The organism is Streptomyces sp. NPDC055287 (assembly GCF_053646035.1).
The window spans coordinates 1-10,736 of sequence record NZ_JBSHNE010000089.1 but is presented as its reverse complement, the minus strand read 5'-3'; the positions used below and the strand labels follow the sequence as shown (position 1 = coordinate 10,736).

The following is a 10,736-nucleotide window of genomic DNA, read 5'->3' as shown; positions in this document are numbered from 1 at the left end:
CGGGGAAGTTCATTAGCCCCTTATGGAGAGAAAGCCTTCAAAGCAGGACAGGAACCAGTGCCGCATATGGGGCCTGACCTGGATAAACGCCCTCTGAGAGGGCCGCTGACCATCGGCGCGTACACCCGCGTCGAGGCAAAGGCAGAAATCGGCCCCCACACGGTAATCGGCAAGGGGAGCGTCGTCGCGGAACGCGCCGTCGTCGAACGTGCGGTCCTCCACGAGAACGTATACGTAGGACCCAGCGCACTGCTGAACGCCTGCGTCGTCGGCAAGGGCACCGCCGTAATGCGTGGTGCCCGCCTGGAACCCGCCGTAGTGATAGGTGACAACTGCACCGTCGGAGACGGAGCCGTCGTCGTCTCGGGCGTGCGGATCTACCCCTCGAAGACCATCGAGGACGGAGCGCGGGTCAACACCTCCGTCGTGTGGGAATCCCGTGGCCAAGCCCAGCTCTTCGGCCCCCGCGGCGTCGGAGGGATCCTCAACGTCGACATCACCCCAGAGCTGGCCGTACGCCTCACCAGCGCCTACGCGAGCACCCTCAAGAAGGGCGACACCGTCGCCCTGGCCAGCGACCACTCACGCGGCGCACGAGCTTTGGCCCAATGCATGGCCTCCGCTCTCCAAGCCGGCGCGATACACGTACAGGACCTGCGTACGGTGACCATGCCCGTGCTGCGGCGGCAAGCAGCCACGGCGCCGCGGGCGGAATCTACGTACGCACCGCTCCAGGCCTGCCGGAATCGGTAGAAATCCTATTCGTCGACGCCAACGGAGCCGACTTCTCGGAAACCGCGAAGCGGAAGCTGGACCGCGTCTACGCCCGCCAGGAGTACCGTCGCGCCTTCCCCGGCGAGATCGGAGCCATCACCCATACCACAGACGCCATCGCTGAGTATGCGCAGTCGCTAACCGAAACCATGGACATCGACAGGATTGCCCGCTCCGACATCAAGATCGTGGTCGACGCCGCGCACGGCACCGCGAGCCACATTCTGGCCGACCTGGTGGGGCAGCTGGGGATCGAAACACTCGTGGTCAACGCGGGCATCGACGACTCCCACCCCACCGAAACCGCCGACGAACGCGTAGAAGCACTCTCCCGACTCGGACAACTCGTCCGATCCTCACAAGCCAACTTCGGGGCCCGCTTCGACCCGGTCGGGGAACGCCTGACCCTCGTCAACGACCTGGGCGAGACAGTTGATGACGCACGCGCCGTGCTTGTCCAACTCCTACTGGCAGTACGCCACCACCGCGGCGGCCACATCGTGCTGCCAGTCACCGCTTCCCGCACGGCGGAGACCGTGGCGGCAGCGTACGGCGCGCGCGTGAAGTGGGCCAGCACATCGCCTGCCGCCCTGGCAAAGGCAGCCGCAGCGCCGGGCGTGATCTTCGCCGGCGATGGTGCTGGTGGCTACATGGTGCCCGGCACCGGTGCGCCCTTCGACGGCGCCGCAGCACTGGTCTGCCTAGTCAGCCACCTGGCAGGTTCCGCCGAACCGCTGAGCCGCCTCGAGTCACAGCTCCCACAGGACCACGTGCTGCAACGGGAGATAACCACACCGTGGTCCGTCAAAGGCGTGGTCATGCGGCACATCGCCGAGACCGGCGGAGACCACGTTCTCGACACGACCACGGACGGCGTGCGCATCATCGAACCCGACGGTGGCTGGGCCCTGGTCCTTCCCGACCAGTCCCAAGCGATAACACGCGTGTACGCCGAGGGCAGCAGCCAGAAAGACTCGCAACGGCTCCTCGCGAAGTGGACCGACCGCGTAGTCGAGGCGGTCGGCTGACCCTGCATCTGACAGGTACAGGCACGAGATGACGACGAGGGGCATGCTGGTGGGCATGGAGCGGAAATCCGAACTGGGAGAATTCCTGCGGACCAGGCGGGCACGGCTGCGGCCAGAAGACGTCGGCCTACCCGACTACGGGGGCCGACGGCGGGTCCCTGGCCTGCGCCGTGAGGAGCTGGCCCAGCTCGCCGGCGTCAGCGCCGGCTACTACACACGGCTCGAACAGGGTCAGAGCCCAAACGCCTCTGACGCCGTGCTGGACGCTGTGTCACGGGTGCTCCAGCTCGACGAAGCCGAACGTGCCCACCTGCACAGCCTCGCCCGTCCACTGCCCAAAACGCGCAGGCGTCGACGGCCGGAACAACTGCGTCCCAGCGCACAGATACTGATCGACTCCTTCCGCGATACTCCCGCACTGGTCATCGGCCGCTACAGCGACGTGCTGACCTGGAACCGCGCGGCACACGCCCTGATTGCCGGGCATCTGCCGTTCGAAGCTCCCTCTCAGACCTGGCAACGCCCCAACGTCGCTCGATTGGTGTTCCTTGACGAACACACGCGCGAACTGTACGCGGACTGGCGCGGCAAAGCCCGGGACACAGTGGCCGACCTGCGCTTGACCGCCGGACGGTTCCCCGACGACCCCGAACTCACCGGTCTCATCGGCGAACTGACCCTAAAGAGCACAGAATTCGCTTCGCTGTGGGCGACACACCCCGTCCACCCGTGCGTCCCACACCAGACACGCGAGTTTCGCCACCCCGTGGTCGGCTCCATGACGCTCTACAACGAACTTCTGGAACTTCCCCACGCAGAAGGCCAGCGAGTCGCGGTCTTTATGGCAGAACGCGACTCCCCCTCCGGAGCTGCGCTACAGCTACTGACAGACCTCAGGAACAGCGCGCCGATCCTCGAGCGCACGCTCGCTTCGCCGGAAGGCGAACGATCCCCCTGACGTCCGTGCTCCAGCACGGACCCTCGGCCCGGCAGTGCCTCCCCCGTCGCTGCCGGGCCGAGTCACGCCCCTTGGACTATCGGGCACTGACAGCCAGCGTCCGTCCGTTGGACAATCCCTCGATGGCATCAACATAGGTGTCAGCGACCTGTGTCACCGGGATGCCACTGGACGGATCCAAGCCCATAGCTGCAAGGCTCTCCCGCACCCAGCCCGGGCTGACGACGTTCAACCGCAGCCCCCGTGGCATCTCGACGACTGCTGACCGCACAAACGCCTCCAGGCCGGCATTCACCAGGAAACCCAGCGAGCTTCCCGCCACCGGCTCAGTAAACCGGCCGCTCGTCAGAGTGATTGACCCGCCGTCCCGAACATGCGGCAACGCCCTCCGGACCAGATTCACCTGCCCGATCAGCTTTGCGTCGAGCCCACTCCAAAACCGTTCGTCCTCCGGGGTGTCCAGCGGTGCCATGCCTCCGTGGGCCGCGCACGACACAACTGCGTCAACCTCACCCACCTCGTGAAACAGAGCATCAACGGAGGCCGGGTCACTGATATCCACTCGCAGTGCCCCGGAGTTGGAACGCGAGACAGATAACACGTCATGACGGGTACCCAGAGACCGAGCAACCGCGCTCCCGATCGTCCCAGTCGCTCCGATAACCATGATCTTCACAATCTATTCCGTTCTGTCTTTTCAGGGCCTTGCGCCCATACAGACGAGACTGCTCCGAATCGTGACCTTTACCCAGCCCTCCGCTGGGTGTACCACCGGTGTGCGTACACCTGCTGGTCAAATGAAACACACACTCGGTGCCGCATCGACTGGTATCGCAGACAGTCCACCGCCACAAGACCCTCGGGGGTCGTGAGCACCGCCGGCTCCTGCGCAGGTCCGTGAATGAGGCCGGCCCCCGCGGGGTGGGACAGTCCGGCCTGCCTGAGGCGACGACCGACTCCCGGCGCGATCTGCCCGCCGCTGCGTAGCAGCAACGGGCGGCGCCCCGGGGAGGGGCTGCCCGGCGATGACGTCTCTGCCTTCGACCGGCTCAACAGGGCGGGTGAATCCCGGGGCACGGGTCCGGCCGGGTGAAGCGTGGTGGGCAGCGCCGTATCGGTCAGGGCAGGGCCGTTGGGGGTGGGGCATGCTGTCGAGCAGGTGCCTGTGGTGGCGCCGGCAGTACAGCGTGGTGCGGGGCCTCCGTCCACCTCCGTTCCCGCACCACGCTGTACTGGCCAGCTCGGAGAATGCCCGCTTAAGACCGTGTCGTGGGGGCACCCGAGTGTGGTGAGTGGGACTGGCTCGGAGCAGGGCCTCCAGGGGCCGGCCGCAGCGGCGGCCGGCCTTCGAGCCATGTAACTCACAGCCTGGTGGGCGCTGAACCCCCGCTTGGCCCGCTGTTGAAGGCCGCCTGTGCCGGAGGTTGAAGCCGTTCTGGCTGAGCTTGTGTGGGTAGAAGGCCCGGGCGTGTACGAGCGCCAGAGGGGGCGACGCCTCATGGGCGGGGGAGCGAAGCGGCCGCCGGACCGGGCGGGCCGCCTCGCTCCGGATCGCCTGCCCGGTCAGCTCCGGATGATGCTCTGTGCCCGAACCGTGTCTCGGGCTGCTGCTCCCGTATTCTCCGCGGCGGTACTGGCCTGGGCACGCGCTGGAGACCACAAGCCGACTGCAGGGGATGTGCAGCGCATCGCGTTCGAAGAGTTCTCACTCCTGCTCGACACCCGACAGGCGCGCACCGCTCTGCGGGAGCGCCGCAGCGCCCGGCTATAACCCGGCGGCTGTGAGTTGGCACCAGGGACGAATCCTTGAGGCGGCGTGCACGGGGACGGTCGACACGTACCCCCTCACCAAGGGGGTACTGCCGGCAGGTCGCATACTCGGTGATCGTTGCGGTTGGTGAGCGCGGTGTCCGCCGGGCCATGTGTGCCGGGGCGGAGGAAAGGTTGATGGGGGATATGAGCGACCCGAACGAACTGGCCGTGCCGGAAGTGGTGGACAGCCCGGCGTTGCGGAAACAGCCCACTGGGGGAATGGCGCGGTGGTTGTTGCGGCACCAGGTGCAGCCGGTCGGGCCGGCGGCCGGTGAGGGACATACGGAGCCGCACGCCTGGTGGAAGGTGATGTGCCTGACCGGCGTCGACTATTTCTCCAGCCTGGCCTACGTACCGGCGATCGCGGCACTCGCCGCCGGGGCGGTCTCGCCCCTGGCGACGCTTCTGATCGTGGCGCTGACCCTCCTGGGGATGCTGCCGATGTACCGGCGGGTGGCCAAGGAGAGCCCGCACGGAGCCGGGTCGGTGGCGATGCTGGAGGACCTGCTCCCGTTTTGGCGGGGGAAGCTGTTCGTTCTGGTCCTGCTCGGGTTCGTGGCCACTTCATGGATCATCACGATCACCCTGTCCACAGCGGACGCGTCCGTGCACGTGGTGGAGAACCCCTTCTTCCCCCAGGCCCTGCACGGTCACGAGGTCGCTCTCACGGTGGCGCTGCTGGTGGTGCTCGGAGGGGTGTTCCTGCTCGGATTCAGTGAAGCGGTCAGTGTGGCCATCCCGTTGGTCGCGGTCTTCCTTGTACTCAACGCGGTGGTCATCGCTGTCGGTTTGGTGGACGTATTCACCACGCCGGGGGCGTGGTCGGCGTGGACGGACGCGCTCGGCGACGAGGGAGGCGGCCTGGGCGATCTCATGCGGCCGGCGCTGCTGGCGTTCCCGCTGCTCGTGCTGGGCCTGTCCGGCTTCGAGACGGGCGTAAGCATGATGCCGCTCGTGGCCGCCAAGGGTGCCGATGCCGAACAGCGGCTGCGCTCACGGATCCGCAACACCCGCAGGCTCCTGACAACCGCCGCACTCATCATGAGCGTCTACCTGCTTGCCGCGAGCTTCGTCACCACCGTCCTCATCCCTGAAAAGGAGTTCGAGCCGGGAGGTGCGGCCAACGGCCGCGCCCTGGCCTGGCTGGCCCACGAGCACGTCGGCGAGGCGTTCGGAACCTTCTACGACATCAGCACCATCCTGATCCTGTGGTTCGCCGGCGCATCCGCGATGGCCGGCCTGGTCAACATCGTGCCCCGCTACCTGCCCGACTACGGCATGGCCCCCGAGTGGGGACGCGCGGTACGCCCCGTCGTAATCGTCTACACCGCCCTGTGCATCGTCATCACCATCGCCTTCGACGCCGACGTCGACGCCCAGGCCGGCGCCTACGCCACCGGCATCCTGGCCATGATGGTCTCCGGCGCCTTCGCCGTCACCGTCTCCTCCGTACGCCGCCGCCGACGCGCCACCGCCACAGGCTTCGCGCTGCTCACCGCGATCCTGCTCTACGCCCTGGTGTACAACATCGTCGACAAACCCGACGGCATCGCCATCTCCGGCATGTTCATCGCCGGCATCATCGCCGTGTCACTGATCTCCCGGGTCTCGCGCACCACCGAACTGCGCGCCGATCGCATCGTCTTCGACCCGGCCGCCCGCCGGTTCATCACCGACACCCTTGCCCACGACAACTCCATCAACATCATCGCCAACCGTCGCCAGGCCGGCGACCTGGCGGAGTACTCCGACAAGGAGCGCGAACAGCGCGGCACCAACCCGGTGCCCGGCCCCGCCGACGTGCTGTTCCTGGAGATCGACGTCGTCGACCCCTCCGACTTCAGCGAAACCCTCACCGTCCGCGGCGTCGAAGTGGACGGATACCGGATCCTGCGTGCCGAAGCCCCGGCCGCGCCGAACGCCATCGCCACGATCCTGCTGGCCCTGCGCGACGCCACGGGAGTTCAGCCGCACTGCTACTTCGCGTGGGCCGAAGGAAGCCCTCTGGTGCACATGTTTCGCTACTTCCTGATCGGCCGCGGCGACACCGCTCCGGTCACCCGCGAAATCATCCGCAGCCACGAACCCGACCCCACCCGCCGCCCCGGCATCCACGTCGGCGGCTGAGACGCGTCCGGGATCAGACCGGAGGGACCACGGACGCGTGAAGGTACGGTTGCTGCCCGCCCGGCGGGCAGCAACCGTGAGCGGCCTTGCGTCTCTCATGGCTCCGACACCGGCCACGTTCTCCTGACCAGCTCGAGCGCGCGTCGTCCGTCGGCGATCCTAGGATGCGCTCCATATATGCCCCGCCGCACGACCATCCACGGCCGAAGGTGTGCGGCGACTGTGACCACCGAAGAGGCAGATAAGGCATGAAGTCGCTGCGGGAGTGGGGGATGCGGGTGGCCAAGGCCGCCGATTCGCGACCGCCACTCCTGCGCCCGTGCGGGCCTCACGAGCCCGACGCTGCACGAGGCCCCGACTGCCCGCCGCCGCGAGGTATTGGAGGGCCTGTCTTGAGCGAGGGCGAAGGTGAGGAAGTCGTCGTCGATCACCCCCGGTGTTGTCCTGTCGTACTAGCTCCGGCCGGGTGGAGGATGGGTCTTGATGATCACCGCTGACCCTCGGGAGGGGACCATGGCCGACGTCTGGGTGCTGAGTCCAAGTCATAGCGAGCCGGAGAAAAGCCGTCGGATCCGTTCCGACGCCATCACCTACCTCAGCACGTCCGCCGAGGAGCTTGTCGCGGCCCGCGTCGGATCGGACGACACCGTGGTCTTGGTTCACCGGGCCACCCAGGGCGGCAGAGACCTCCCCGACGACTTCCACCTTGCCTACCTGGCCAAGCTCGCAGTGGCCCGCGGGCGGGCCCGCGTGAGCGAGGAGGACCTGGTGCTCCTCGCCGACACGGACGCCAACGGCGCATGGGACTGGTCGGTGTTCCCCGTCTCGGAGCTTTGGCCAGCTCGATCCGAGGAGCACGGGTGTCGGCAGTCCAGCCCCTATGTCAACGTCGGCGGCCCGGACGAATCAGCCCGGTGTGTCGCCGAACGAGGCTGAGCTGGCCAGTCAGCGCAGCGGGCGGCGTCGGCCGGAGCGCCGCATGTGCAGACCGAGGTAGACCAGGGCCGCGGCGAACACCGCGATGCCGATGATCAGCAGGTAGAACAGTCCTTCGGCGACGACACCGATGAAGCCCAGCACGATCGCCGCGATGACGAGGAGCAAGAAGAACGTCATGACTATGGCACCTCCTCCATGGGCGGGTCAGCGCCGGGCGAGCTGACGCTCACCGTTCGTACCGGGCTTGTACGGCAGGCCGTAGTGCGCGAAGACCGCCGCCTCGTCCTCGGCGGGCAGGACATCGTCCGTGCCGATCGACGGGCACTTCTTCACCAGCGACCGGTCGTAGCCGACCTTGACGTAACCCGGTCCGACCAGCGCGCCCGCGAGCGGAACGAAGACCAGGTGGCGTCGGGTGGGCAGCCCGACCTGGACGGTGGCCATGGCCGGCTCGTCGGTGCTGGTGTCCACGTAGACCGCTTCGAGCGCACCAATCTTGTGACCGCCCGTGTCCACGACATCATGGGTACGCCACTCACGGATATCCGCGATCTGGATCATTACAAGTTCCCTCTCGCGCGATGTTCCCGAAGCCCGTGCACTTCACAGCCTGCCCCGCAAAGGCCGCCCACACCAGCTTGGACACCCGCAATTCCCTGCACCACCGGGCGGCTTCGGCGAGGAGGAGCGGCAGGCGCTGCCCTGAGTGGTCGAGCTGATCCACAGCTGTCCCGCAGTAGGAGCACTGGTCCAGATGCCGACGCAAATCGGGCGGCATCACTGGCTGGCCTCGGGGGGCCGCTGGTCACCCAAGGCTGCGCCGGCGCCTTGGCGTTACCGGGGGAGTAGGGCTCTTTACGGTCTTGCCGCCGGTCGGCTGGCGGGTCACGGCGGTGGCGCGGGCGAGGCGGTTGACCATGGGCCAGCCGAAGCCTCCGGTGCCGCCTTTCAGATCGGGGGTACGCATGCGCGGAGCCTGCGGACTCGGGTCATGCACGGCCACCTCGATGCTGTCCGGGTGCGCGGTCAGGTCCAGGGTGCAGGTGCCGCCGCCGTGGCGCAGGGCTTGGTGACGAGCTCCGAAACGACCAGGACCACCGTGTCGGCGGCCTCGGATGCGAGCGCCGGTACGAGACCTTCGAGGAATTCCCGGGCGCTGTCGCGTGCGCCGGCTGCGGATGTCGCCGAACGGAGGGTTGCGACGTTGACGCTCGTCGTATCCATCAGGTCACCCCGGTCTCTGGATCGTCGATGTCAGGTCCTGTCTGACCGGGGCTTGTGCCCCGGCTGCGGCCCGTTAACCCGGCTTACTTCCGTCCTCCATCGCTGTTCGAGGTCGATTACCTCACCGTCGGACGCACGAGAATCTATGTCGGCTGGAGTAGACATTGGTCAGTGGTGTGGTTATGGTTTCTCTCGTAGCTCAGAGAGACCGCAGGGCCTGGCAGAGACGAACTGCCGGGCAGCAATACCGCAGTTGCAGTTCGCAGGACGGTGCGGTGGTGGAGTTTCGAAGCCAGGGTTGTTGCAGGACGGCGACGGGACTGACGACCGGACCGGGTGGCCCGCAGTGATCAGGGGCCGCCGTGAGCAGTACCGCAGAAAGCGCAGTGGCTAGCAGTACCCGCAAGTGCAGTTCGCAGTACCCAGCAGTGAAGTCAGTGAGCAGCACCTCGGTGAAGGCGTCGGCTGCGGACGCGCGCACCGGGAGGTTCGGCAGTGGGGTTCTAAGCCAGAGCAGACGCAAGACGGGCGACGGGGCTGGCTGCCGAAGAGTGGCGCTGTCACAGGCCACGGAGCAGTACGCAGTATCAGCAGTTGCGCAGTTCCCGTTCGTAGGTAGTTGATCACAGAGGGAAGAACGGAGGAATGAGGCGCCATCAGGATCGCCCGGGCGGAAGTCATGAGCCCGGGTACCGCAGGACATCGATAGTGAGGTGGTCTCCGGTCAAGCAACCGCGATCCCCGCACCCCCGACAACATCTCGGTCGGGTCTGCGGACACAGAAGGCCGGCGCAGTACCAGGGCCGGCAGATGGTGTAGAAGTTCCTTCGGGGCCCTGGTGCCATATGGCACCAGGGCCCCTCCACGCGTTCCATAGAGAGGTGCAGATGACAGCAGACGACTCCTACGGCCGTCTCGACGACGACGACTACCCCGCCTACACCATGGGCCGGGCCGCCGAGATGATCGGCACCACCCCCGCCTTCCTCCGCACCATCGGAGAAGCCCGCCTCATCACCCCGCTCCGCTCCGAAGGCGGACACCGCCGCTACTCCCGCTATCAACTGCGCATCGCCGCCCGCGCCCGCGAACTCGTCGACGCCGGTACCCCGATCGACGCGGCCTGCCGCATCGTCATCCTCGAGGACCAGCTCGAAGAAGCCGCGCGCATCAATGAAGAACTGCGCGGCTCGCCCCCCACCTCCCGGCACACAGCTGACGTCTGAGGGTGAGTCCGCGCCCAACGACCAAGAGTGCGGTGGTGCGTAGGGCTCACGAGGAAGTGCCCAGTAGGTGGCGGCACCGTGCCACGAAAGGGGCGGCAGGCGGTCCTGCAGTACAGCCGTCCAAGGCTGGCTGGAACCGACCCCCCGCCGCCCGCCGCACCTCTACGATCATCACCCCACGAACCGGCGTTACACCCGAGGGGTTTGCCATCATGCCGAAGCGAGTCACGGGATCGGATCGCGACAAGATCACGGCCGAGTACAAGAGCCGCTACGAGGCCGGCGAGTCCATTCGCAAGATCGCCGAAGCAAGCTCATGCAGCTACGGCTTCGTGCACGGCATCCTCACTGAGTCCGGAACCTCCCTACGCCGACGCGGCACGGAACCGCGCAACTAGTGGCTCGGCTCGCATCGTCGGCCGGGTATTCGACGTGCTGCTCGGGGGTGAGCAGACTGTCTCCAGGGCCTGATCTTGGAGGTGGTCGTGGGGCGTCAACCGAGTGTGTTCGTCCGGCCGGTGAGCATGGAGGAGGGCCGTCGGCTGCAGCGGATCAGCCGCACCGCCAAGGATCCGGTGAGGTTGCGCCGGGCCATCGTGGTGCTGATGTCCGCGCAGGGCCAGGCGGTCAGGGACATCACCTCGCTGA

10 protein-coding genes and 1 pseudogene are annotated in these 10,736 nt (G+C 67.0%); 7 read left to right on the top strand and 4 right to left on the bottom strand.

What is annotated here, in order from left to right:
* Positions 1-66 precede the first annotated feature (66 nt).
* The 3 genes from ACWIHY_RS39565 (at position 67) to ACWIHY_RS39555 (ending at position 2,760) form a co-directional block, all read left to right on the top strand.
* Entirely contained in the window at positions 67-753 is a 687-nt protein-coding gene (locus tag ACWIHY_RS39565) for a hypothetical protein (RefSeq protein WP_454381532.1), read from the top strand.
* Between the two features lie 170 nt (positions 754-923).
* Positions 924-1,802: a hypothetical protein gene (locus tag ACWIHY_RS39560; RefSeq protein ID WP_454381530.1), complete on the top strand. Its 879-nt coding sequence runs from the start codon at positions 924-926 to the stop codon at positions 1,800-1,802.
* A 55-nt stretch (positions 1,803-1,857) separates the two neighbouring features.
* Positions 1,858-2,760, top strand: a complete 903-nt coding sequence (locus ACWIHY_RS39555; protein WP_454381528.1) for a helix-turn-helix transcriptional regulator — start codon at positions 1,858-1,860, stop codon at positions 2,758-2,760.
* 76 nt (positions 2,761-2,836) lie between these two features.
* Here the strand turns inward: ACWIHY_RS39555 and ACWIHY_RS39550 are convergent, their stop codons facing one another.
* Positions 2,837-3,427 (bottom strand): short chain dehydrogenase, encoded by a 591-nt coding sequence (locus ACWIHY_RS39550; protein WP_454381534.1) that lies wholly within the window; start codon positions 3,425-3,427, stop codon positions 2,837-2,839.
* A 1,289-nt stretch (positions 3,428-4,716) separates the two neighbouring features.
* Here ACWIHY_RS39550 and ACWIHY_RS39545 point away from each other — a divergent pair.
* Both ACWIHY_RS39545 and ACWIHY_RS39540 read left to right on the top strand, forming a co-directional pair.
* Positions 4,717-6,699 (top strand): amino acid transporter, encoded by a 1,983-nt coding sequence (locus ACWIHY_RS39545; RefSeq protein ID WP_454381526.1) that lies wholly within the window; start codon positions 4,717-4,719, stop codon positions 6,697-6,699.
* Between the two features lie 513 nt (positions 6,700-7,212).
* A complete protein-coding gene (locus tag ACWIHY_RS39540) occupies positions 7,213-7,635 on the top strand; it encodes a hypothetical protein (RefSeq protein ID WP_454381525.1) in 423 nt (140 codons plus the stop codon).
* Positions 7,636-7,644: 9 nt separating this feature from the next.
* Here the strand turns inward: ACWIHY_RS39540 and ACWIHY_RS39535 are convergent, their stop codons facing one another.
* From ACWIHY_RS39535 to ACWIHY_RS39525, 3 genes and pseudogenes are all read right to left on the bottom strand, one after another.
* On the bottom strand, positions 7,645-7,815 hold the full coding sequence (locus tag ACWIHY_RS39535; protein WP_454381523.1) for a hypothetical protein: 171 nt from the start codon (positions 7,813-7,815) through the stop codon (positions 7,645-7,647).
* Between the two features lie 27 nt (positions 7,816-7,842).
* On the bottom strand, positions 7,843-8,199 hold the full coding sequence (locus tag ACWIHY_RS39530; RefSeq protein WP_454381521.1) for a PRC-barrel domain-containing protein: 357 nt from the start codon (positions 8,197-8,199) through the stop codon (positions 7,843-7,845).
* A 244-nt stretch (positions 8,200-8,443) separates the two neighbouring features.
* A pseudogene (locus tag ACWIHY_RS39525) lies at positions 8,444-8,862 on the bottom strand (ATP-binding protein).
* A gap of 887 nt (positions 8,863-9,749) precedes the next feature.
* Between ACWIHY_RS39525 and ACWIHY_RS39520 the strand changes: the two are divergent.
* Entirely contained in the window at positions 9,750-10,088 is a 339-nt protein-coding gene (locus ACWIHY_RS39520) for a MerR family transcriptional regulator (protein ID WP_454381519.1), read from the top strand.
* A 212-nt stretch (positions 10,089-10,300) separates the two neighbouring features.
* Positions 10,301-10,486, top strand: a complete 186-nt coding sequence (locus ACWIHY_RS39515; protein WP_454381517.1) for a helix-turn-helix domain-containing protein — start codon at positions 10,301-10,303, stop codon at positions 10,484-10,486.
* The last annotated feature ends 250 nt before the right edge of the window (positions 10,487-10,736 follow it).

What these genes read in the sequence shown, in the direction of transcription:
- ACWIHY_RS39555 (WP_454381528.1), top strand. Translation starts at nt 1,858, where the DNA reads ATGGAGCGGAAATCCGAACTGGGAGAATTCCTGCGGACCAGGCGGGCA.
- ACWIHY_RS39515 (WP_454381517.1), top strand. Translation starts at nt 10,301, where the DNA reads ATGCCGAAGCGAGTCACGGGATCGGATCGCGACAAGATCACGGCCGAG.
- ACWIHY_RS39535 (WP_454381523.1), bottom strand. Translation starts at nt 7,815, where the DNA reads ATGACGTTCTTCTTGCTCCTCGTCATCGCGGCGATCGTGCTGGGCTTC.
- ACWIHY_RS39550 (WP_454381534.1), bottom strand. Translation starts at nt 3,427, where the DNA reads ATGGTTATCGGAGCGACTGGGACGATCGGGAGCGCGGTTGCTCGGTCT.
- ACWIHY_RS39565 (WP_454381532.1), top strand. Translation starts at nt 67, where the DNA reads ATGGGGCCTGACCTGGATAAACGCCCTCTGAGAGGGCCGCTGACCATC.
- ACWIHY_RS39540 (WP_454381525.1), top strand. Translation starts at nt 7,213, where the DNA reads ATGGCCGACGTCTGGGTGCTGAGTCCAAGTCATAGCGAGCCGGAGAAA.
- ACWIHY_RS39545 (WP_454381526.1), top strand. Translation starts at nt 4,717, where the DNA reads ATGAGCGACCCGAACGAACTGGCCGTGCCGGAAGTGGTGGACAGCCCG.
- ACWIHY_RS39520 (WP_454381519.1), top strand. Translation starts at nt 9,750, where the DNA reads ATGACAGCAGACGACTCCTACGGCCGTCTCGACGACGACGACTACCCC.
- ACWIHY_RS39560 (WP_454381530.1), top strand. Translation starts at nt 924, where the DNA reads ATGGACATCGACAGGATTGCCCGCTCCGACATCAAGATCGTGGTCGAC.
- ACWIHY_RS39530 (WP_454381521.1), bottom strand. Translation starts at nt 8,199, where the DNA reads ATGATCCAGATCGCGGATATCCGTGAGTGGCGTACCCATGATGTCGTG.